Origin of the sequence: Leeuwenhoekiella blandensis MED217 (genome assembly GCF_000152985.1) — a bacterium.
In the GTDB taxonomy this organism is placed as follows: domain Bacteria; phylum Bacteroidota; class Bacteroidia; order Flavobacteriales; family Flavobacteriaceae; genus Leeuwenhoekiella; species Leeuwenhoekiella blandensis.
Window position 1 is genome coordinate 2,993,312 of sequence record NZ_CH672395.1, and the last position, 24,410, is coordinate 3,017,721.

Genomic DNA, 24,410 nt, shown 5'->3' on the forward strand with positions numbered 1-24,410 from the left:
AGCTCCCCTCCTCGCCGAGGAGGGGTGGCAGCGAGGCGCACGCAGTGCGCAGCAGCTGACGGGGTGGTGTTGCCCCAAATGTACTAGAACCACCCCTGCCCTGCTGCGCGGGCTTTCCCCTCCTTCAAAAGGAGGGGAGCTTTTGTTTTATTCTTTTATTTACAATCACTTTTCAATACGCTTCCAAAGGCATCACCCCAACTCTTTAAACTCTAAGTGATAGGTAAAGAGGGAGATCGTGTCATCTGCTTTGACCTTTGCCAGTAAGGCTTCTTCAGGTTGGTGTATACACAGGATGCCTTTTACAATTTTGCCGGTCAACGCCGCTAATCCCTGAGTGTATTTCTTGATCTGCTCATAGACCGCTATCCCTGTGCTATTGGGTTTAAGCACGACCGCATAAAGTAGCGCTGCTGTCTGATCTATGAGTACTAAATCTATTAAGCCGGTTACGCCGGGCACTTTGTACTGTCTTCCGTAGCCGTACTCATCCTCATAAATAGCTAAAGGTTCTCCAAATACCGGTATCCCGGCCTCGATTTGCAAGGCGATTAGCGCTTCAAGCTTATCTGCTCTGGCAAAGCGTTTCCCCTTTAGGAATTTCTTTACCCCATAGGCCTTTTCTTTGTGAAGTATAGGCGCAAGAATAGCGTCTGCAAACAACTGTCGCTCCAATTGATCTGCGCTGTTTTGCAGTCGGCGTTGAATCAGGCTGGCTTCGGGGTTTAAACGAATGCTTTCTTCCAACAAGGCTTTGGCTTCTTTGTATTTACGAAGTTTGATCAAAGCCGTGGTATAATTGTTTACAAAGACTTCAAAATCTGTAATCTCCTCGGCATCTGTGGTATTGTGTCTTGAAAGCGCTGTCATCTGCTCAAGTGAAAATTCCTGCAGGATGAGTTGCGCCATACGTTCGGCTTCCTTATAGTCCTCGAGTATGACATTAGCCCCCAAAGCATAGTGGCTGAGATCATACAACAGGTACCCATAGGTTATGTGGGTTTGAAATTCTTCAAAGTCCTGTTGCAAGCTTAAAAGGGACTCAAACAAGGTCTGTAGGAGTCGTTTGGCAGGTTCATACTCTTTTAATTGGTAGTAGCACATGCCAGCAAAATACTCGCCCAATTCACTGTCGATCTTAGTGAAGTACGGCAGCGCCAGTTCCGGACTGCCTGCCATAAAGCGCTCCAAACCACATATAAAGTCATAAGCGGCCGGAGCATCGCCTCCTTTTATCTGTAGTTGCTGCTTTACATAGGCATAGTGTTCATCGGCAAGTAAGCCTAGAATACTTTGATGATCTATAAAATAAAAAAGCGCATTAAAGTCAATTTCATTGATAAGCTCTGCGACATACAGGTCGTAAAAGCTGTTGGGCATGGTTTCCAATACGTCCTTAAAGCGCGCGCGGTCATGCGCAATCAGAAGTGCCTGAACCTCCTGCATTGCTTTATAGGCCCTGGCCGAGGCTTCCTCGGTACGTAGGAGTGCTGCTTGTAAAGCAAGTGTGTAAAAATGTTCTAGTGCGGCTGCGTCGTCGTAGGTATTAGGATCGTTCATAAGGCTTAGGATATTAGGTTTCTAAAATACACCGGGATCATCACTACCTCAAGGATTCAAGCCTCCTCCACTACACACATAAGACCCTCATAACCAAATGTATAAATAAATAAAAATAGTTTTTATGCAGATTTCGGTATATCCTTCAAAAAGGGGAAAAATACCCGGTATTGGGGATTGTTAAGGAAATGTAAAAGGGGTTACTTTATAGAATGTAATCAACTAACAATCATGACTACAACAAGAGATATATTTGTCGGAATTATGTTGAGTTTAATAAGCTTAGGCGTAAATGCTCAAAATACACTTACCTTAGAAGAACCAGACCGCCTCGTCAGTGCGGCGGCTTATAACAAACTGGTTTCACAAAACTTCAGCTATTTACTTTTAAGTGAAAACAGCCCACAACAGGGTATTAGTGCTACGTTAAATGACAAAGGAAGTAATTTAAAAATCAACGGACTTCTATACAACGGATTTTCTGGTATCGTTACTATGGAAGCTGATCTTGCGAGTACAGACGGTGTTTATTTTTTTGATGAAGAAAAAGGTGGTCAACAAGCTAAGATTTCATTCAATTACTACCGCTCCTTGTTATTTTTATCTAAATACAATAAGCCTAACTATCTAAAAAGTGCTTCCCATAGGCTGGCTATTTTAGAAGCAATTCTAGAAGCTAAAAATAAACATGATACGTATTATGAATTACTTACCGATACCCGAATCATAAATACTAACTTTAAAGAACTACAAACAGAGATAGATATTGCAAATAAAAAAGTTATTGAAAAATTAAAAGCAATAACGGCTAAATATATAAACGATCAGGAAATAAATGGCTTTGATGCCTTACCTATGCGTACTGTAGACACTAAAGAACTAAAACTTACACAGCCCGAAACTTTATTATTCGAAGAAGCCACAAAAAACCATAAAATAGTAGCTACAGGTTACAATATTAACAAGTTGCTCTCCGCTTACAAAACCAATGAACTCTACATCTTAAACAAACTGGAAGACGATCTGATAGATTTAGAACTGAAAGCAGCAGAATCTCAATGGACCTCCAAACACAACACGTTTATAGGAGTAACTCCTTTTTATAAAAGAGAAAGTTTTAGACGCTTTACACTTGATCCAACAAAAACCTTTTCCAACATGTTTGCTGATACTAAAGGAGATCTATACGGAATAACGTTTTCTATTAATTACAATTACGAGCGTAAAAAGAATTATGGATTGAAATTATTTCCGCATCGATTTTTTATAAAAGCTTCCACTACTGCAGGTAGAGCCTCTAACAGCTCTAGTTTTTCAAACAGCACGTTGAATTTCACACAATCTTTAGGATCTGATGTTAACGGAAATCCTATTGTTTTCACCAAAGACGATGCTGCTTTTATAGGCGATAGTCGGTATGAATATGGGACTTCTAATAGTGTTAAATTAGAAACGTACTATTACCCTTTCAACATACCCATTGGACTCTTTGGTATTCTCAGTTATGAGTATATTAATTTCAGCAGGCTAAAAGATGTGCAAGATAAAGAACTGTCACCCATGCGGCTAGGTGTCCTGTTTAACTTAAAAAATAAAGAAAAAGATAAGCCACTTGTTACCATTCAGGCATTTCTAGACCGAACCGATTTAAGCTTAAGTCCTAACGGTAGGGACAACGATCTGCGTTTTGGTCTTGGCGTAGGTTTACCAATCAACATACGCTAAGCTGATCATTAAAAAACCCGCTAAGTCCATAGCGGGTTTCTTTCTTTTCTGTGTCGAATACCCTTAATCTAAATAACTAAAGCTCGCGGTGTAAAAATCTACCGCCCCATTATGCTCATAATTTGTGGCTTTAATAGTAGCTTGGGTGGGATAGTTGAGGTCGTTGTAGGTATAATCAACCTTGATGTCGTATAAGGGCTCCCCGTTTTCATCAAAGTATACCACTTGTGAAGGATTGTTATTAAACAAGAGCGCTCGTGCTTTAACCACTTCTGAAGCCTGCGGGGTCATGGTTAAATGAAGTTGCACGCCGTCGAGCACGTCTATGATGCCTGCAGCTTTCAAGGTATGGAAATACGGATTAGGTGCATCATCATAGGTAACCACGGCCATATACTCCTTATCTATAGTTGCGCCGGTAGTAGGATCATAATCTTCACTGTAAAAAGCAATACGCTTAGGGTTTCCGTTAGTATCATACTCCCGTACTTCCCCCACTTCAAAAGCATTATAGGGCGACTGATACAGTTCTTCGATATCTAAATTATCGTTCTCACCGGTCACATTAACCAAGTCACCCTCTTCGTAAATAAAATAATCGGTATCCTCCCCGTTAGAAACTTCGGTCAATCGGGTATTGGCATCATAACTTAAAAATAAAGTCGTACGGTCTGAAGCATCGGCGGTTGACGTTACGATTGTCGAGGTGATGTATTGCGCTTCGACCTCCCCATTGACTTCTTCAAATTCGTCTGACGCAGAATCAGAACAGGATAATGCCGTTAAGGCTGTTGCTGCTAGTAAAGTGATGTACTGTTTTTTCATAATAGGTTTGGTGTTCATTTCTTTTGGTTAAGCAGACAAACCTAAACTTCTCCTCGCAATCTGTTTTACAGAATTCAGTACTTTCTGAAAAAAAGGGGATTTTTCCTGTAGATGGCAGGAGTTGGCAATGGCCGTTTTCAGTCGGCAGTCACAGTAGGCAGTGGGCAGTTGGCTGTTTGTTATTTCTGATTTATTATTCCGGGTGGTTCTCGCGCTGGCTGTCCCAATGAAGATTGAGAATTGTATCGCGTGTCTATGAGTAGCCGCAGTCATTTCGACCAGCGGGAGAAATCGCATCTGTATCCCCCTCATCCCCGGCCCTTCTCCCAAAGGAGAAGGGAGCTAGCAACCTGTGTGATCTCTCCTAACGTCGAGATGACATTGAAGACCCATACCCGTAGGGTTTCTTATTCTTTTTCTTCAGTATAGCAAGAAGGCTCCGTTAAGAATTTTTGAAGCCTTGGAGAAAATTTAGGAGCCTTGTTGCGGTTTTGCCTGATAAGGCAAAAATACCTAAAAAAAAGGGTCTTTTCTTTTCTGCATCCGACGACCGCAGGGAGAGGAATGCACCTGTTGTGCAATGTAATACTGTTAGTCGAATTAGTAATGGCAAATCGACGTTAGGAGATTCACGAGCTCCCGTAAAATAGAAATCACGCGAGTAAAGAAAATGAACAAAACATGATTTGAAGAAACCAACTCCGGATTAAGTTGGCAATCGCTGTTCTCAGACGGCAGTCACAGTAATCAGTGAGCAGTTGGTCTCTTGTTGTTTGTTGTTTGAAAGTAGAAATACAAAATACCATTTAAACGTCATTTCGACCATCGGGAGAAATCGCATTTGTAGTGCGCTTCATCAAAAGCCCTCATCCCCAGCCCTTCTCCCGCGGGAGAAGGGAGCTAGCAACCTGTGTGATCTTCCCAATAGCTATCGGGACAGCATGATAGATCGTATTCAAAAAGGTTATACTCACTCATACCCGAAGGGTTTAGTTTCCTTTTGGTCAGTGTAGTAAGTGCATCCCGTTAAGAATTTCTGAAGCCTTGGAAGAAATTTAGGGATGCGCTTACGGTTTTTGCGATAGCAAAAAACACCTATCCAAAAGGCGTCGTTTCTTTTGGTTCGTTTTCTTTAGACGAGTAAAGAAAATGAACAGAACATGAATTGAAAAAATTAAACTTTTATTTAAACTCCTTTCTTTTTTGCATTGCCCAAAAAAGAAACAAAAAACGCTAGGCTTATTTTTAGATCCTTGAAAACTACGCAGCCGCCTTTGCCTGCGGATAGCAAACCGCTACGCTAGGCTATCCTCCGCTGCCCACCGCTGCGGCGCCCGCTTGTTTTACTACAGATCTAAAAAGTAGGCCGGTTTTTTTTATTAATAATCATTCAAATGATATTCATACCCGAAGGGTCAAACGAATCTAAAATTCCCTCGGTTCAGAATAGACGCGGGCAGCTCCGAAGGACAGGAGCGGTAGCGACGCGGAGCTGACAAGGCGGTTTTTGCGATAGCGAAAAATTCCTAAGCGAGGGCGTCGTTTCTTTTGGTTCGTTTTCTTTAGACGAGTAAAGAAAATGAACAGAACATAATTTGAAAGAAAACTTATCAAACTGACCTCATAAAACTTAACGCAATAAAATCTAAACCCACAGACACCATTTTACCAAAAAAAACAATTCCTTTCCTCCCAAGACTTCGGGAGAAAAAAAGCTTGGAGATGAGGTGCACCCATGCTTTAGCTTCAGATGCTAGCGAAACCCATTTTCTTTAAACATCTTTGCACTTGCTTTTATAACTGAAGTAATTCTGAAAACGCTAATGAACACCCCCACAAGCCATACCGCCTGCCCCGATTGTCACGGTCTGGGAAAACAGAACCGCGGACTCTCAAAACGTGCGAAGCAGCGGTATCAAAAGGCTTTGGAGGTGTACCAAAGGTTTCCTGATAATCCCAAACCGGTAAAGCCCAAAGCACATCTGCAGGTGTGTCCCTCCTGCTCGGGAAGCGGGCTCCTCCCTGCCCCGCAACCCCCGAAACCGGACACCACACGCTTTCCACACCTGGCGATCATTGGGGGTGGGATTGGTGGAACAGCGCTGGCAGTGGCTTGTTTGCACCGGGGAATTCCGTTTACGTTATACGAGCGGGATACCGACTTTGCAGCACGCGCACAGGGCTACGGACTTACCCTGCAACAGGCACATACGGCGGTAAAAGGCTTTGGAATAGACAGGCTGGAACAGGGCATTGTTTCTACCCGGCATATCGCGCATACGCCAGACGGTACGGTCTTGGGCGAATGGGGCATGCGCAAATGGGACACCCAAACCAACGCAACGCCTAAACGGACCAACATTCATATTGCCCGGCAAAACCTGCGCCTGGCCTTATTGAACCAACTTTCGGGTACTGACGCGATACGCTGGGGACATCAGCTTAACGGGTTCAAACAAACGGAAACAGGCATTGAACTCCAATTTGACATCCAAGGAAACACCTCCACAGCACAAGCCGATCTGCTGGTGGGTGCCGACGGTATTCGCAGCAGCGTACGCGCGTTGCTGTTTGAGCAAGAGCCGTATCCTTTGCGCTATCTCGATTGTATCGTGATCTTGGGGATCTGTGCGTTGAGTCCGCTAAAAAACACAGCACACGAGTTGCTGGATCAGAAAACCGTGTTTCAAACCGCCAATGGCAACGAGCGGATGTATATGATGCCTTATGATCCCGAGCATATTATGTGGCAATTCAGTTATCCGCTGGCGGAAGCCGAAGCCAAAAGCTTAAGTGCACAAGGTGCTGAAGCTTTAAAAAAGGAGGTACAAAAGCGCACCGACTGGCATGCACCTATTCCGCAAATCATCAACGCCACACCGGCTGCTTTGATCTCGGGCTATCCGGTATATGACCGTGCTTTATTGACTCCGCAAGCCTTTACCTCTTGTGGTCCGGTAAGCCTGTTGGGCGACGCCGCCCATCCTATGAGTCCGTTTAAAGGTCAGGGCGCCAACCAAGCCCTACTGGATGCACTGGCACTCGCCCGACGTATCACCAAAATGTGCAAGCCCGATACTTCGTGGAAGCAGACCAACCTCCGCAAAAAGATCTTAACGCCCTTTGAAACCGAAATGCTTGACCGCAGCGCCACTAAGGTCAAGGCCTCTGCCCGCGCCGCCCGCGTATTACATTCAGACCAGGTCCTTCAAGAACGCGACGGCCCTAGAGGGGGAGGTAAACAGTAGGCAGTGGGCAGTCGGCAGTCTCAGTGTACAGTAGGCAATTGCAGTTTACAGTAATGAGTTTATTGTTTAACATTAAAGTACAAAGTCAGAAATACAAAATGCAAATAGATAATGCTATGTCACTTGAGGTTACCCCGATAGCTATCGTAAGAGAAGCCTCACTGGATGAGATGCTGAAACGAGTTCAACATGACAGCGTGTATTAAAAGTGTTACATTCACTCATACCCAAAGGGTTTTCTTTCTTTTTCTTCAGAATAGCAAGAAGGCTGCGTTAAAAATTTTCGAAGCCTTGGAGAAAATTTAGGAGGCTTCTTGCGGTTTTGCCTTCAAGGGCAAAAACACCTAAGAAATGTGCCTTAACTAGATCAAGGTAAGCATTCGAATTGCTGTAAGCACATTCAATCTGACCTATTAAAACAATAGTAAATACAGATTAAATAGGGGCTTTTCTTTTGTGTAGCCTGTCCTGAGCGATAGTCGAAGGATTTCTTTGGACAAGCAAATCGACGCTAGGAGATTCACCAACTGCTGTGAAAATTGAAATCACGCGAGTAATGAATATTGATAACTATTTCAATTCATATTCCTGTTCTTTTGCCTTGATGCCAAAGAACCAAAAAATCAAGGCTTATTTTTAGATCCTTGAAAACTACGCAACCGCCTTATCCTGCGGATAGCAAACCGCTGCGCTAGGCTATCCTCCACTGCCCACCGCCGCGGCGCCCGCTTGTTTTGCTACAGCTCTAAAAAGTAGGCCGGTACTGACGTTTGAATAGACTTGAGATATTAGAATTCAGACGTTAGATGTTAGAATAAAGAGAAAAGACGGATCAACAGTTCGTAGTAGCAGTCCGCAAATAGCAGTCTTCGGTTTGCAGTATTGATTACTCATACCTGAAGGGTTTAGTATCCTTTTGGTCAGTATAGCAAGGGCATCCCGTAAAGAATTTCTGAAGCCTTGGAAGAAATTTAGGGATGCGCTTGCGGTTTTTGCGATAGCAAAAAATACCTATCCAAAAGGCGTCGTTTCTTTTGGTTCGTTTTCTTTAGACGAGTAAAGAAAATGAACAGAACATGCTTTGAAGCAAAACTTATCATACTAACCTTAGGAAGTCAACACCCCGTTGCGCGGGCATTCCCCTATACATTCTTACAAACGGCTAGAGTATTTCAAAAAATGTTAATATATTTAACACTACGCTTGATCGTCTCGCGTAGTATTGTCCCTAAACACCTTGTGTATGAATAAAAATTACCTAAGTCTGGCTTTAGGCCTTTTCCTTACCGGTTTATGTTATGCTCAGGATAAGTATCGTATTGAATACGATTACAATACCGAAACTGCAACTTACCTCAGCTTGAGCAGTACCAATGTGGTTCAGGATACCCTGATCAAACCACGCATCAAACGCAACAGTCTGGTGGAGATCAAGCTGCTCAATGTGAATCCTTTTGCGGTAGATGTACTTACCGAAGTAAAAGAGGAAGACCTGCAGCCGGCAGCCTCCGGTTTTAACTTCAGTTCCTTGCTGGGTGGCATCAGCGGAATGAGTGGCGACAATCTGGGACTGAATGTGAGCCAATCCTCCCTAGGTGATCCCAACTTCTTTACGGCCGGTTCCCGGGGTGCAAGCGTGAGTAGCGGCGTTACAGAACTGACCAATAAAATGGCTGCCGTTCGTGCATTAGACAATACGCTTAAAGCCAATTTAATCAACCCCAATCTGGATAAAGATGCCATACTCGCCAATGCTAAAGCTTTGGCGCGCCAACAAACCGATGCCCGGTTGAGTGACCCGGACGCTAATTTCTACAATTACCTCGCAAATCTCGATAAGATCATCAGCACCGATACCCAGGAACTGCAAAGCAACCTGGATGCTATGCTGCAGGAGGTTGAAACCAGCGCGCCGCTGGAAACCGGAATGTCTCGCGGACAATTGGTAGAACGCAACCGCAGTATGAATAACCTGAGCGCTATTAAAGCTTCTTTAAATGATGCCGTATCTGAAACGCATACGACCATTGATGAAATTCGCTCCCTCTTTACCCGGTTGGAAGCGGCTTCTTTTGAACGCACCTATGATTACCAACTCGAAGCCGACGCGGTAAACATCAACCTGCAGTTTGTACAAAGTGCCTTTTCTGAAGCGATGGATGATGATTCAGAAATTGCAACCCTCAAAACCCGTAACCTTAAGCTTTTTGCCACGGGTGGTTTTAAGATCAATACCAGTATCGCCCTTACGCTGAATAATTTTGGTGATAAGTCTAAAGACTATTTTATTTCTGAAGAAGGAGTGATTGGCGGTACGCCCAACGATTACTTCATCCCTAACCTGAGTACGATGATCAACTTCTACCCGGTTATCGGAGATAACTTTAATGTAGGAGGAAGTTTTGGACTTTCCATTCCTATCGCCGATGATGTAAACGGGGTGAATTTCTTGTTAGGTCCTTCGGTGTTTTTGGGACGTCAAAGCCGACTCTCACTTTCGGGAGGTGTGGCTTACGGCCCGGTAAACCGACTCACCAACGGGCTGGAGATCGATCAAACCACCACCTTAAGCAGCCTGGATAATTTCACTAAAAAAGTATACGACTTTGGGTATTTCTTCGGAATCTCCTTCAGTCTGTTTGATATCAATTAAATCCCTAATTATGAAAACCCGTATCGCACTTGTACTCCTCGTGCTGTTGAGTTTACCGCTTCAGGCTAAAAAGATAGCGCTCATCATTGCGGTAGGCGATTACCCCGCCAGTACCGGATGGAGTCCCATTAGTTCGGCTAATGATGTGCCGCTTATTCAAGCTGCTTTAAAACACCAAGGCTTTAAAGAAGAGCACATCACCACGCTCTTGAATGCCGAAGCTACCCACGATGGTATCATCAATGCGCTCAATACCTTGAGCACACAGATAGAACCCGGGGATATTGTGGTGATTCACTACTCCGGTCACGGCCAGCAAATCGCTGATGATAACGGGGAAGAAATAGATGATAAAGACGAAGCACTCGTGCCGTATGATGCGCTCGTGCGCCCCACCTACAATTACAGCGGACAAAACCATATACGCGATGACGCCCTTGGCGCGCTGCTCACCAATTTTAGAAACAAGCTGGGAGCCAAAGGCCAATTGCTTGTATTGCTAGACAGTTGTCATTCGGGCTCTGCCACGCGTGGCGGAAAAGCCCGTGGTGGCGCAGCAACCTTTGCTCCTGAAGGCTGGGTGCCTAAAACCAACACGACCAACAAGGGCAGTGATATGTTTGAAAAAGCACAGGTACAGCCCGATGCGGCTCCTTTTGTGATGTTTAGCGGAGCTTCGGCCAACGAACTCAATTATGAATATGAAGGCGTAGGCTCTTTGAGTTATGCCTTTAATAAAGCCATGACCGAGCTGGGAAGCGATGCGACCTACCGCCAGCTCTATACCAAAATAGCGGCGACAATGAACGTCATCTCTCCCAACCAAACCCCAACGCTTGAAGGAGACCCCGACTATAAAGTCTTTAAAGGAGAATATGTTACCCAACAGCCCTATTTTGAAGTACAGTCGGTATTGCGTCCGGATGTGGTTAAAATACAGGCAGGTAAACTGCAAGGCCTGTTTCCGGGAACGACGGTTGCCGTGCTTCCTGCCGGAACAACGACCTATGCTGCAGATAAAGCCCTTGCTACAGGAACCGTAAAACTTGCCAAATTTAACGAGGCCAATATCGTATTAGACCAAGCCCTTGAGGGAACCAACCATAAGGAATACTGGGTGTTTGTGCTCGAAAAAACCTACGGCGACCTGGATCTTAAGGTGTATCTGGATGCTTCGGTTACCGAAAAAGCCGTTGAAAATTCATTAGAAGAATTCTTAAGCACCAACCAGCTGGGAAGCCTGGTTACCGATTCGATCGCCTCGAGCGTGACCATCACCCAAACCGAAGGCGCGTATCAGCTTAACGCAACCCACGGTACGACCACCATCAATTCGGTAGATGCCAGCCGGGGTGCTGCAGCTTTGGATGCGCTCCAACAAGACCTGTTCAATTATGCACAAGGCCAATACCTCAAAGAATTACAGCTGAAGAATATGGACTATGAGTTTAGCTTTCGACTGCTGCCAGTAGCTTATGATATGGTGATGGAAACCTTTGGCGAACTTCAGGAACCCGAAGCTTTTATAGATGCTAACGGTACCTTTAGCGTCGTTCCTGAACAAGATCACGTGGTGCTTGAGGTGACCAATGAAAGTAAACAACCTTTGTATTTCAGTATCATTGAGATCAACAGCAAAGGAGAACTCAATACGTTTATGCCCAACGATGCCTGTACCTTGAACGACGATGAGCGCAGGCTGGCTCCCGGGCAAACCATGGTTTTTAAAGACTGCGTGTTCTCTTTTGGTCCGCCGTATGAACGCCTCATGCTCAAAGGCTTTGCATCTCCCAAGCCCATCAACTTTAAAGCAACCGTACAAACCCGTGGTGCCGGTACCCGCGGAACCACCAATCCCCTAGAGGCCTTTATCGCTAATACCTATACGCAATCGCGTGGCGGTGCAGCGAGCACAGCTTCTGGAAAAGTAGACGGTTATGCCACCGAATTTATTTATGAAATCGTAGAAACTAAAGAGTAAACCTATCATTCTGCCCACCCTAAACCGCAGTATTATGAAAAAAACTACAGCTATTTTCAGCCTTGTATTCGTCCTGGCTACCACACTTGTTGTACACGCCCAGGACAGTACACAGATCAACGTACAATATCCTTTTGGAGAGCCGGGATCTACTTCCCGCGGGGTCTTTGGTCCCGATGATCGTAAAGAGGCACAGGATGCTATAGGCTATCAGGATTTTGTGCGGGCAACCGCTGTAATGGTGAGTAAGGAGTCGATACGCAATAACGTGGCCTATTCCTATTCGCTGCGCGAACGCCTGAGTATGACCTTTAATACCGATAATTTTGACGACAACGTCATGTTCTTAGAGCAGCCGGCACTCGCCAATTGTACCGGATTTCTTATCGCTCCCGATATTCTGGTGACCGCAGGACATTGTATTAAAACCATAGAAGATGCCGAACCTTATGTTTGGGTCTTCGATTATACCAGTACGCAACAGTTCAATACCAATACGCATGCGATCCCTTTAGATCCTGATGATGTCTATGAAGTTGCCGAAGTACTAAGTGCTGCTTTAGACGATGAGACCAGTGATGATTATGCGGTGTTACGCCTCAAGCGTAAATCAGACCGACGTCCCTACCGCTTTAGAACCAGCGGCACCGTTACCGAAGGTACGGGTGTAAATACCATAGGCGCTCCCACAGGATTACCGCTCAAATTTGCAGAAAACGCCCAAGTGGTTGACGCCTCGCCTGCCAACTGGTTTAAAAGCGATATTGATTCCTTTCCCGGAAATTCCGGAGGTCCTGTCTTTGACGACTACGGCTGGATCGAAGGAATCCTGGTACGCGGCGCCGTAACCTATAGGAATGGGGACTATACCGGGGATTACTACTATGATGAGACCTGCGATTGCATCAAGACGGTAAACTTTAACAGCGCCAGCTATACTGCAGGTTGCCAGTCGCATAAGATCACCCACGTTCCTTCTGAGCTTTTAGTACGCAGTATTTATGAGAACCTCGCCTATGCGATCACAAACGGATTACAAGACCGTTTTGACGACTGGGCCGTATATCAATGGATCTTTACCCATCAATACGCCAAAGAAAACGGACTCCTCGAAGTCTTGGCTTTAAAAGAGCAAAACTATGGCATGTATGCCCAAATGCTTGACTACGCCTTCCCTACGTATACTGACAGTCAGCGCCGGGAACTTTTAGATTATACCATTAGTACCAATAACAACACGCTCTACACCCTTTTACTCGAGCAGGGTATTTATGCCGATGCCGGCGCAAACAAGACCTATACCGCCCTACAGGAAGCGGTTAAAGAGGCTAATACGGGCTGGGTGGTCAAACTGGTAGATGCCGGAGCCGACGCACAAGTTAAAGATGATGGGGACAACAACCTCCTACATCTCGCCGCAGCCACCGGAAATACAACGCTCATCAATTACCTCTACGGCCTTGAACCCCAGCTGATCGATTCAGAAAACCGCGCAGGGGATCTACCCGAACGTGTGGCTAAGGATAAGGGATACAAAAAAGTATTTAAGTATATGAAAAAGATGCGCAAAAGCAGATAGTCCCTCCTACCTGCTTGCGCTCAGTAAAAATCCTTTACGATGAACGCTTATCTCAACTACCTGATTTTTCTTGCTTTTCTTGGCGCTGTAGTGCCGGGGAAGGCTCAGGAATACGGTAGAGGGTCTAAAGCCAAAGCGACTGCTACAGCTACAACAACGACACACACCAAAGCTTTGGTGATTGGGACCAGTGGTGCTGCTGCACGGGATGCCATACTGTTTTCAGGATATTTAGAACATGTAGCTCAGGTTCCTGTTGAGCAGCTCATCACCCTCTCCGGCAAAACAGCCAAAGCGGCACAGATCTATACTGCCTTAAAAAAGCTTACCGATAGCATTCAGGAGGGAGATCAAGTGTACTTCTATTTTTCAGGAACGAGTGTGTATTCAGACTTTCTGGGAACACCCGAGAGTCTGTTGCTGGCTGCTGATTTTAAGGCCGAAGAACCGCTTTTAAGCAGTACGGGGATCGTACGCCTCAGCGACATCCTGAATCTTTTGGGAAAGGCTTCAGCTGAAGGTGCAAGCATACAATGTATCCTAGACACCAACAAAGCTGATGATCCTCTTGTCTTTCAACAGACCGCAAAGCGCAATATGCAAACGATTCAGACCCGTACCCAAAACTATACCTGCTTTTTAGCTACAGGACCCGAAGGCACATCTTACAATTCCGCCTCTAATTCCTTAGGAGTCTTTACCCACAATCTGGTTTTAGGACTTATGGGCGCCGCAGATACCAATGCAGATGACAGGATAACCTATAGCGAACTCGATGACTACCTCTACACGCAGGTGCAACAGCAAACGGGTAAGCAACAGCAACCTGTATGTCCATCACTACCGGGAGAAACCATTCGGGTGCTTCCGCCGGGAGCTCGTGCGCAAGCGCTTAAGCTTGCCCAACAAGAAAATGCAAAGGCGCTCTTTAAAACACTGGTACACTAGATGGTTTTTTTAAGAACATACACGTTGGTTGCACTCTTGCTCATGCTGGCTACCGCTGCTGCAGCACAACCTGCGGCTAATGAGTTTCCTGCCGTCCAGGGAACCCGACGTGCATTGATCGTAGGGATTTCAGAGTATAGCGAGCCCAGCCTCAAACTGAACTATGCCGCTTCAGATGCCGCCTTATTTCGAGAATATTTGCTGAAGATCGAAAAGTTACAAGCCGAAGACATCACCTATTTAACCAGCAATGATCCTTCCGCAGAAACCTACGCCGGGGCTTTAGGGGTTTATAATGCCTTAGACCAACTTTTAGAAACCACACAACCTGAAGACCTGGTGTACATTTATTTTGCAGGGCACGGAGATGTGGTTAAAAAGATCACCCGTTATGAAGGCTATTTGCTCGCTGCCGATGCCAATGCCAGTCAGAATTACAAAGGTACCGGTGGGGTGGTTGCCCTTCAGGACCTCAATGAATACGTGGGAGCGCTTACCGCTTCTGGAGCAAAAGTGGTGCTGGTGCTTGACGCCTGTCATTCGGGATTTGCCTATAAGGAAGGAGCACAAAGGAATATGGAAAGCCTGAATGAAAGTTTTCTCAATACAACGCGCTATTTAAGCTGCAAACCAGACCAATTCTCTTACGAAAGCGGTACGCTGGGTCACGGTTATTTTACCTACTATCTCGTCTTAGGCCTTATGGGAGCTGCCGATGTAGATGATACCAACCTGCAGTATAAAGAGCTTGGTGAGTTTCTCTACACCAACGTCTACAACGAATCTGAAGAAAAACAAACCCCGCTGGTGGTCACGCAAAATCAGCGGGAAGTACTCAAAGCCATCGACCCTCAGGAAAAGAAAGCGTCTATGGAGATCGTAAAAAAATCGAGTTCGATCAAAGACCTTTTAGCCTCACGCAGTAGCTCCGGTTCTGGCCAGACGACTACAGGATCTGCAAACGACAACCCCATCATCAAAGCCTTTAACGACGCCCTGGCTGCCGAAGCTTATTATGAAGGAGATAACAGTGCCCTAGCGCTTTACAACAACGCAAAGCAAACACAGCAACTGCCCGAAAAAAGCCTTAAGAAAATGCAGTTTGCGCTTTTAAAAGCCCTTTCGTCGACTGCGCAGATGCTTATCAATTACTATATTGAAGGACATGAAAAGCTTCCGGGAGGTCAGGTCTTTGTGCGACAAGCGCAGCACCTGGACGTATGCCTGAGCCTAATGCCCGCCGATGCACCGATGCGGGAACGCCTGGTGACCAGCAAACTCTTTCTGGAAGCCTACAGCATCATTCGCACTAAAAATTATTCTAACTATCCTCAGGCAAAGGAAAAACTACTCAAAGCGCTAGAACTTGAGCCCCGGGCGGCATATATTCATAATGCTTTAGGCGTTTTATACGGTCAGGAGAACAGCTTTGACAAAGCACATATTCACTACGAAAAAGCAAAAGAGCTTATCCCCAATTGGGCCTACCCCATAAACAATCTGGGCACCAATTATTTTGATCAGTATCAATACAAAAAAGCAAAATATTGGTATGAGGAAGCTTTAGCGCATGCTCCCGAATACCACACCGCCTTGCAAAACTTAGGCGCGCTCTATAAATCTCAAGGTAAGTATCAGGCTGCAGAGCAGTATTATTTACGCTCAGCAGACACTTCTGGAGCACTACAGGCGATTACGCTACGCAATTTGGGCGGACTATATGAAGATCGGGGCAATATCAAAAAAGCCTTAGTCTACTATAAACGCGCTTTAGAACAAGATCCTAAAGATGTAGACAACTATTACAACTACAGCGATCTGCTCATCGATGAGGCTATAGATATTGCGCAAGGAGAAGCCTTGCTCCAGGAAGCCATCGCTATAGAGCCTTACTTTTCAAAAGGGCACGCCACCTATGCCGACCTGTTACGACGCTACCCTAAAAGCGAAGCAAGCTATACACAAGCGCTGGAACTGTATGACTTCGCGATCGCTAATGATCCTTTTTACGAGTGGGCTTATGCCGGGCGCGGCTGGCTTTACAGTAGACAAGAGCTACCCGATAAAGCCCTGGCATCCTTCAAAGCAGGAATCGCTGCAAATCCTGAAAAACCCAGAGCCTACTACTATTTGGCACAGTATTACAAAAGTGCTTTAACCGACTTTGAAAATGCAGAAAAACAATACCGAAATGCTATCGCCAAAGACAGCTTTTACCTCCCTGCCTACAAGGGACTTGTTGACTTGTACAATAAAAACGACAAGCAGGAACAATCCTTAGCCTTATTGCACAATTTGGTACGTATAGATGACGAAGCCCCCGACAGCTACAATCTGCTGGGCAACACCTATTATTCTCAAGGCAACAATGAAGAGGCCATAAACGCCTACCAACGCAGTCTTGACGTAGATTCTACCTATGCTAAAGGTTTTGCCAATCTCGCCTACAGCCTGTTACAATCTAAGCGCTATAAAGCTGCAGTGGCTGCTTACCGCAAAGCGATAGACTACAACCCCTATAAGAATAATGTAGAAAACTTCACCCTGCTTTTGGTTACCGAAGGAAGAAGATTAAAACGCGAAGGCGACCTCAAAGCAGCTGAAACCAGCTTTAAGGAAGCTCTAAATCTTGACGCCAACTACACCAGTGCTACGGCGCTGGCCGAACATTATTATTTTGCAGATCGTGCTCAGGAAGCACTCGAGGTGTTACAACACCTGGATGTAGAACAACTGTCGAAAACCCGAAAAACTAAATACTACGAACTCTCAACAAAGCTCGCCATCGATCTGGATGAGGTTACTTTAGCTACAGCTAGTTATAACGCCTTGACTCGCTTGAGTCCGCGGCCCGACAAGATCCTGGGCGCCTTAACACAAGCGCTTGAAGGAAAAACGCAAGAAGCTAAAATCACGCTTACGAGCCTTAGTCCTATGTATTTTAATGAGCAACTGCTTGAAACCAAATACAGCCCGACAACGATACAACGCATTAAAAAACTGAACCCATGAAACCGGTAAACTCCTTTAAACTCACCCTGCTGCTTTTACTACTCAGTCTTGCGCTACAAGGCGGAGTCAATCTTAAGAATGGCAATTTTTACATTTCGTATACCGACATTCAAATCGCTAAAACCCGGGGTGCTCTTGAAGACATCACCCGTACCTATAATTCCAAATCTATTGAGATCGGTTTATTTGGTTATGGCTGGGGAACGCTTATCGAATCGCGCCTCTATGCCTATCCTGACGGAAGTCTGGTAGTCGCCGAACACGGTTCTGGAGGAAAAACTGTATATCTTTCTCCTTTTGCTACGCAGGATATGCTCGACCTGATGATAGACCAACTCCTTGAAGTAAGTCTTGCTGAAGGAAGCTTACCCAATACTCCCAATGCATTGGCCAATAAGCGCGAAGAACTTCAAAACAATCAGGAGTCACGCCACAGCCTCTGGAACAAATACCTCAAAAAGGGATTGGTCGCATATCAATCTACGCTTCCCGTAGGCGCCGAGTGGGAATCGTTTGAACGCGGTCGGGAGCGTATCGTAAAAACCGAAAACGGCTATTCCCGGATTAAAAGTTTGCGTATCGATGATTTCAATACCGAAGGCCTTTTAGTGAAGATCGATGAAAAAAATGGTGATTATACGCTTTTAGAATATACAAATAGTCACCTTGCCAAAATCAGCAATGCCGATGGTACCAGTCTGGTGTTCACCACCAATGAAGACGGTTTCATCACGCGCATTACTTCAGGAGCTAAAGAAGCCACTTTTAAATACGACGGGCTCGATCTGGTATACGCCCAAGATGCCGGCGGTAATCACTATAAATACGTTTATGATGAAAAGCATAACCTGATCAAGATCGTATATAACCCCGTTCGGCTAAAGGGACAAGCCGAGGATGCGCGGTATATTTCGTACGAACCCAAAACCAGTTTTGTAGCTAAGATCATTGATCGCAATGGAGAAGAAACGGCTTACACCTATAAAAAATTCTTTAAAGAAGACGGGACGATCGATGACGACCACTATGCGACTACGGTGCATAAAACCGGTTATAATGGGCAGCAGGTGACCAACGAATATGAATATTACATCGGAGTTAAAGAAAATGGCGATCGCTTTAGCCAACAGATCATCACAACGGTAAACGGGATCAAAACGGCAACCACTTATGATGAAACCTGCGAACTGCCTATAAACATAACTCGTGGGACCAATACCACGGTATTTAAATACAACAACCGCTGCCTGCTTACCGAAAAACTGAGTACGTACGACTCGGTGTATATGCGATATCATCCCAAACTGGAAAAATTAACGGAGGTCAAAAATGATCAAGGCGTCTTTACTTTTGAATACGACACCAAGGGAAATCTGGTTTATGCTTCTAAAAATGATGATACTTGGGTAAAGCTGCATTATGATGAACGCTCGAAGATCACCAAAATGGAGCAAGCCGATAAAACCTTAGTTTTTGAATATGATGAACGCGGGAAACCCGTTAAAATACAAATGGAAGGCGCTGAAGAATCTGGTGCGATCCATGTGACTTATGATGAATATGGCGAAATCACACGGGTAGATAGCGAAGACGGGCACAGTATGGCATTAAAAGTCACACAAGCCTTTCAAAACTTGCTGGCCCTGGTTAAACCCGCAGGGGTTAATTTAAGTATGTAATCCCAAATTAAACATCTTTTACCCTCGACGAAATCTCGCGGGTTTACCACACCTTAAAATCGTATTCTAAATTCTCTTTACGCGAGGTTGGATTTTGTTTGCCGTTTGTAAGTTCTGAAACTTTATCAAAAACATAGCTTTTGAGTTCAGAGACCTGTACACTACCGTCGCCATTTAAATCACAGGCGCCACTCTTTAAGCCTTCGAGCATCGCATAGGTAAATACTCCATTCTGCCAGGCTTCCCCTTCATAGGCATATTCTAGTCCGCTGGCCGAGCTGATCACTGTAGCACCTGTTCCCCTTCTCAGATCGGAAAACAGCATTTGCATCAGCTCAAAAGAATTCTCAAGACCAAGCTGCTTGCTTTTAGACTTTACAACGATAGACCCGCGTTTCCCGCTTACTTTAGCATTGGTCAAGCCACTGTCTATAGTCGCATCGTCCTGATCGACTTCCCCTGAGTGACACGCATCAATGATGAGTAGCTTATTGAGTGCGGGGATCCCGTCTAAAAGATTTTCTAAACCATCATAGGCGAGTCCGTTCTTCTTTGGATTATCAAAATCGATGTCATAGGTTCCCAGATAATAGTTCATCTCCTCGTCCAGTACCCCGTGTCCCGCAAAAAATACAATAACCACATCATTGGTACGCGATTGCATCAGCCGGGCTTTCAGCTTTGCGATCTCAGCAGTGGTGACCTGCTCATTGACTAAATTATGCGTGTGGATCTCAGCATAAGCTTCAGGACGCTCGTTTACATAATCCATCAGGTCTTTAGCATCCTTTGCGGCATATTTTAAGTTATAATCTTGATTTTGATAGTTGGAAACTCCAATGCTCACCAGATACAGATCGGGTTGCGGCATTGCAGCCGTAGCATTGATCACAAAAGTGCGTTTGAGGCTTTCTACCCCCGAGCTGTTCACCACCGAAACCTGCACTTTATTGGTGCCACTAGCTAAATTTACGGTGAGCGTTTCTTCCAATTGCTGAATTTTGCGATCACGGATACTTTTACCTTTAGCCCCAAAAACCGGAACATCATTTACCCAAACCAAAATACGATCAAGGTTCTTCGCTCGATCTTCTGCTTTTATGCGAAAGCTGATTTGCTCTTCATTTGTGGTTGCCGGAAGGTCTTTAGTGAGCAATTCGAGCGTAGGCAATTCAAAAGCTCCGGAAAGCATCCCCTCGTCAAAGCCCATTTTTGACAACCGCTTTTGATACGCCATCTCATAGCCTTTTTGCAGTAACGAATCGGTTATGCCTAAAGAAACCAAATTACGAATCGCTTTATCCGGGCGGTTGTAAAACATATCAAACTGCTCAAAAGGATAGACCTCATCCCCTTTCTTAAACGCCACCGCCTCCCGTGCTGCCTTAGAAGCATAATAAAACCCTTCTTCGTCCGAGAGAATGAATTCGCCATCCTCTAAAAACGCACAAGAATAGAGTAATTTATAATCCTGATCGCGATCAAAAACCTTAATGAGGTTATCACCTCCCAAGATCACCAGAAAATGATTTTTGTAATCCATATCTGAAAGCTGACCGGTACTGCCTAGAAAAGTGTGCGTAACCTTGAATTCCGGCAAGCTCATGATTTTAACAGCCCCATCTTCAAAAGCCAGAATAAGACTTTTACTGTCTTCGGTAAACACCCCGTCAACAATGCGTACATCTTGGATGTACTGGTCATAAAGGAGTTCTTTGCGCTCCAGATCTTCAATTTTTAGATGAAAATCCTCCAGGTATGCGTAGTATTTACCATCATCAGAATAGGCATTGAGTTTGGTATGGTATTTAATTTTATAATCTAAAAACTCTTTGTTTTCTTTCAGATTGATGAAATGTTCTTTAGAGTTTACGCTGAGCTGCTGCGTAGAAGGTGTATAGTTTACTTTATTGAACACCAATAGCGAATCTCCCAAAGTTTTGAGCGCTGTTCCCTGAAGCTGTAACTTCGTATTAGCTTCCCGAGTCACCGATGCGACTGTCAAAGAAAGATACCCCGGAATTTCTTTGAGTTTGATTTCGCCCAGCAAGGCTTTATTTTGAATATCGTAGGAATACATCACATCGGTCTTGGTATTTTTAAAACTCAATACCGACCCATCTTCAGAGAGCAGACTTCCGCTCGCATCTGCGGCAGCTACGGGTGTTTTAAACAATAACCCACTTTTGTCATTTTCCGGGCGGTACACGTGATAGTCCTTTCCGTTTCTATAGAAAAACAAACTTCCATCCTTAGAAAAAGCGCCATAATAGGGATAGTTATTACCTTCAAGCTTTTTGATCTGAAACTGCTGAAGATCAAACAGAAAAAGACCGCTCTTGGCATTAAACGCCATCACATTTCCTTGGACATTGAGGTCTACACTGTAAATATCATTAGCAAAACGGTCTAACTCCCAGAGTGGCGTTTTGGTTTCGGCATCCCATGTAATGATATTCCCCCAGATGTCTGCACTGGCATACAACGTATTGATGGGGTCATAAGCCAAACTTGAGATCAGGTCCATATGCTCATGTTCAGATTGCAGCCGCTCCCAGGTTGTTGCATCCTGCTTCAGTGCTGATAAACGCACATTACTGTTGACCATGCCTACCAACTCCCCGTCATATCCGAATACCGATAACTTCCCGGTAGTTTCATAGCTGATGCTTCCACTTGCTATATCGAGCACTTTCAAACGATTGGGGCTTCCCATTTCTACATAAGACAACCGGGTTCCTTCAGCATTAAAATGCATCAGATCATTCCAGTATTGATTGCTCACATCAGGAGAATCCCGCGGTATGACCGCCACTTGACGCGTCTGCACCTGCTCATTAATTTCAAAGACTTTGATGTACTTATTGCCATAAGTAGCGATGCGTTTGCCATCTGGCGAGATGATAAGATTGATGATTTGCTGGTCTTTCTCTTCGGCAGGGTTCACCTCAAGCGTTCCCATCACCAGGCCAGAATTGCTGTGTATAAGCAAAGGGTAATGCCAACCGTGAATATTGAGCCCCACTACGATATTGAGGTCAGGAAAACTTTCAACCTGATGAATACTACGGTTGCGCGTATTGAGATCTAAAAACTTTTTTGACGTCCCGGTATAGGCATCTATAAACTCTACCGAACTCCCCGAAGCCACAACCAGCGTGTTGTTATCTTTTAGAAAAGCGAGATCGTTCAGGGTATTGTCTTCGAGCGTGATTTCACTAATTAAAAAACCGGTTTGTACTTCGCGTACTTTGATAACCGAACCATCATCACTTGCCAGTAACTTACCGTCCCTACTAAACACCAGCTTGCGAATCGCATTGGTATTGGCACGCTGCACCAGAAGTTCGGGTTTGGGATCTGTGATCTTTTGATACACCAACGGATTATAAAAATTACCGGTAATCATTCCCGGTCCGGAAGAAGTGATGTACAGACTATCGTGTAAGCTTAGATTTTTTACCCAAGCCGAATCCAAATGAATACGATGCACCAAACGCTGTTTGTCTGCTTCCCAAAAGTGGATGTCCCCGTAGGTATCTGCACTCGTAAGATAGGTTCCTGTAGCATCATAGGCGATACCGTGAATAAAACCCGAGTGCCCTATTAAAACATCTTCGGCGGTTACTTTAGCTTCTTGATCTAGCCGTAACTGAAGCATTCGGCCTAAGCTTGACACAGCTACCTTAGAACCCGAAATACTTACTCCGGTTATCGCATTGGACAAAGCCGGAGCATAGTCGCGCTGAAGCTCAAATCCCGAAGAACTCAACCGGTAAAAAGCATATGCTCCAGATTGTGTGCCTACCACAAGTTGGTTCCCATCAAAATCAAGCGCCGTTATTTGTTCTTCCTGCGGAAGGGCTAATCGTGTTTTTTCTTTTCCGGTTCTGGCGTCATATACTACGATCTTATCTGCTCTGGGGTAGCACGCTAAAAGAAGTTTTCCCGAAGGATCAAGCTTAACGAACTGTGGGAAAGTGACTTCCTGGGTTGTAATCGCGACACGTTCTTTTGCCGACTTTAAGTCCCAAAGTCTAAGTTTTTGATCACGCGTAGCAAAGGCTATGAGGTCTTCTGCTCCCGTCACCGCATTGGCCAGACCGTCATCCAAGCTGATTTGCTTGGGCTGTCGCTTAGCAGCATCTCCTAAGAACAACATGCTGTCCACGACCAAAGCTACCCGTTCTGATTTGGGATTTACATAACTCCCACTGTTCATAAAGGTTTTGGCATACAAGCGCGTAATCAAATTGCCATCAGTATCTAAAAGATCCAATCGGTTTTTAAAGTTTACCGCAAAGCCTACATTTTTGACGAATTTAAAATCCGTTAAATCCTCTTTAAATTCAAAGGTGTCCTCTCCCCCGTTACTGTTAACCACAACCACCTTATCAAAGGATTCATAGAATAAAAGTTCGTCGTTAAACAAATGCATTCGAGCTGCAAACGTCTGAAATGCCTTCTTGGGCTGAATGCTTTCGCTTTTGGCCGTCCCTGAAAAGTCGTAAAAGCTCAGCCGTACATCAGACCCTTGCGAATTGGCCGCAGTTTGTTGAATGGCTATACCGGCATCTCCTACGGCAAAATTAGAAACCTCCTTAATATCAAGCGTTTTTTGAGGAGTGTTTCCTAGAACGTCTACATAACGCAATTGCCCTTTGCTCAATCCAAAAAGTGTATTCCCGTTTTTAGAAAACATCAAACGCCCCGGAGCATTTGCATAGGGCAATTCTTTCACCACTGCATTATTAAGATCTTTAAACTGAAGGCTGTTGTTTTGGTAACTTACAAACCTTGCAGTAGCAAAGGAGAAATCCCGGGCTGCATAAAAGTCGGTAGCATATTCTGCTTGTTTTTGAAAACTGTTTATATCCCACACCTGTGTTTTATCTGGATAGTGAATGACCAGGCGCGTTCCGGCTGCATCAAAATGCATCGCTGTGGCCGTAAAAGTATTCCCGGTTACACGAAATACTTCATCGGCAGTAAACAGATCATACAGTACCACATCGGTATACGGGTAAACCGCCACCGCAATAAGGGAAGCAGAGTAAGACGCATCAAACGCATTTACAGCTTCGGCATGCGCTTCAGCATAGATCACATCTTGATTTTGAGCCACAGCAGTCGCCGGGATACTTATAAAAAACAAACAAGCCAACAGTCTTTGAAGCAAATGCATAGCGATCGATTTTAA

General features: G+C 44.9%; 12 protein-coding genes. 8 read left to right on the forward strand and 4 right to left on the reverse strand.

What is annotated here, in order from left to right:
• Positions 1-192 precede the first annotated feature (192 nt).
• Positions 193-1,560 carry a hypothetical protein gene (locus MED217_RS12860; RefSeq protein WP_009780965.1) on the reverse strand — a complete coding sequence of 456 codons (1,368 nt, stop codon included), beginning with the start codon at positions 1,558-1,560 and terminating at the stop codon, positions 193-195.
• 231 nt (positions 1,561-1,791) lie between these two features.
• Here MED217_RS12860 and MED217_RS12865 point away from each other — a divergent pair, with 231 nt between their 5' ends.
• Complete coding sequence (locus MED217_RS12865; protein WP_154648942.1) at positions 1,792-3,285, forward strand: hypothetical protein; 1,494 nt, start codon at positions 1,792-1,794, stop codon at positions 3,283-3,285.
• A 63-nt stretch (positions 3,286-3,348) separates the two neighbouring features.
• On the opposite strand, the gene MED217_RS12870 is transcribed toward MED217_RS12865, so the two are convergent.
• Both MED217_RS12870 and MED217_RS19245 read right to left on the reverse strand, forming a co-directional pair.
• Positions 3,349-4,128, reverse strand: a complete 780-nt coding sequence (locus MED217_RS12870) for a hypothetical protein (RefSeq protein ID WP_009780967.1) — start codon at positions 4,126-4,128, stop codon at positions 3,349-3,351.
• Between the two features lie 1,776 nt (positions 4,129-5,904).
• A complete protein-coding gene (locus MED217_RS19245; protein ID WP_230199269.1) occupies positions 5,905-6,090 on the reverse strand; it encodes a hypothetical protein in 186 nt (61 codons plus the stop codon).
• Between the two features lie 8 nt (positions 6,091-6,098).
• Between MED217_RS19245 and MED217_RS12875 the strand changes: the two genes are divergently transcribed.
• The 7 genes from MED217_RS12875 (at position 6,099) to MED217_RS12905 (ending at position 19,210) form a co-directional block, all read left to right on the forward strand.
• Positions 6,099-7,358 (forward strand): FAD-dependent oxidoreductase, encoded by a 1,260-nt coding sequence (locus MED217_RS12875; RefSeq protein ID WP_230199270.1) that lies wholly within the window; start codon positions 6,099-6,101, stop codon positions 7,356-7,358.
• Positions 7,359-8,601: 1,243 nt separating this feature from the next.
• Positions 8,602-10,011: a hypothetical protein gene (locus MED217_RS12880; RefSeq protein WP_009780970.1), complete on the forward strand. Its 1,410-nt coding sequence runs from the start codon at positions 8,602-8,604 to the stop codon at positions 10,009-10,011.
• A 10-nt stretch (positions 10,012-10,021) separates the two neighbouring features.
• Positions 10,022-11,992: a caspase family protein gene (locus tag MED217_RS12885; protein ID WP_009780971.1), complete on the forward strand. Its 1,971-nt coding sequence runs from the start codon at positions 10,022-10,024 to the stop codon at positions 11,990-11,992.
• 34 nt (positions 11,993-12,026) lie between these two features.
• Entirely contained in the window at positions 12,027-13,571 is a 1,545-nt protein-coding gene (locus tag MED217_RS12890; RefSeq protein WP_009780972.1) for a trypsin-like peptidase domain-containing protein, read from the forward strand.
• A 39-nt stretch (positions 13,572-13,610) separates the two neighbouring features.
• Positions 13,611-14,519: a caspase family protein gene (locus tag MED217_RS12895; protein WP_009780973.1), complete on the forward strand. Its 909-nt coding sequence runs from the start codon at positions 13,611-13,613 to the stop codon at positions 14,517-14,519.
• Positions 14,520-17,531, forward strand: coding sequence for a tetratricopeptide repeat protein (locus MED217_RS12900; RefSeq protein WP_009780974.1), 3,012 nt, complete (start codon positions 14,520-14,522; stop codon positions 17,529-17,531).
• Positions 17,528-19,210 carry a DUF6531 domain-containing protein gene (locus MED217_RS12905; RefSeq protein ID WP_009780975.1) on the forward strand — a complete coding sequence of 561 codons (1,683 nt, stop codon included), beginning with the start codon at positions 17,528-17,530 and terminating at the stop codon, positions 19,208-19,210. Before MED217_RS12900 ends, MED217_RS12905 begins: the two co-directional genes overlap by 4 nt.
• Positions 19,211-19,253: 43 nt before the next feature.
• On the opposite strand, the gene MED217_RS12910 is transcribed toward MED217_RS12905, so the two are convergent.
• A complete protein-coding gene (locus tag MED217_RS12910) occupies positions 19,254-24,395 on the reverse strand; it encodes a caspase family protein (protein ID WP_009780976.1) in 5,142 nt (1,713 codons plus the stop codon).
• Between the last annotated feature and the right edge of the window lie 15 nt (positions 24,396-24,410).

Excerpts from the sequence above, each read along its gene's own strand:
- MED217_RS12860 (WP_009780965.1), bottom strand. The coding sequence starts at position 1,560 with ATGAACGATCCTAATACCTACGACGACGCAGCCGCACTAGAACATTTT.
- MED217_RS12865 (WP_154648942.1), top strand. The coding sequence starts at position 1,792 with ATGACTACAACAAGAGATATATTTGTCGGAATTATGTTGAGTTTAATA.
- MED217_RS12870 (WP_009780967.1), bottom strand. The coding sequence starts at position 4,128 with ATGAACACCAAACCTATTATGAAAAAACAGTACATCACTTTACTAGCA.
- MED217_RS12880 (WP_009780970.1), top strand. The coding sequence starts at position 8,602 with ATGAATAAAAATTACCTAAGTCTGGCTTTAGGCCTTTTCCTTACCGGT.
- MED217_RS12885 (WP_009780971.1), top strand. The coding sequence starts at position 10,022 with ATGAAAACCCGTATCGCACTTGTACTCCTCGTGCTGTTGAGTTTACCG.
- MED217_RS12890 (WP_009780972.1), top strand. The coding sequence starts at position 12,027 with ATGAAAAAAACTACAGCTATTTTCAGCCTTGTATTCGTCCTGGCTACC.
- MED217_RS12895 (WP_009780973.1), top strand. The coding sequence starts at position 13,611 with ATGAACGCTTATCTCAACTACCTGATTTTTCTTGCTTTTCTTGGCGCT.
- MED217_RS12900 (WP_009780974.1), top strand. The coding sequence starts at position 14,520 with ATGGTTTTTTTAAGAACATACACGTTGGTTGCACTCTTGCTCATGCTG.
- MED217_RS12905 (WP_009780975.1), top strand. The coding sequence starts at position 17,528 with ATGAAACCGGTAAACTCCTTTAAACTCACCCTGCTGCTTTTACTACTC.
- MED217_RS12910 (WP_009780976.1), bottom strand. The coding sequence starts at position 24,395 with ATGCATTTGCTTCAAAGACTGTTGGCTTGTTTGTTTTTTATAAGTATC.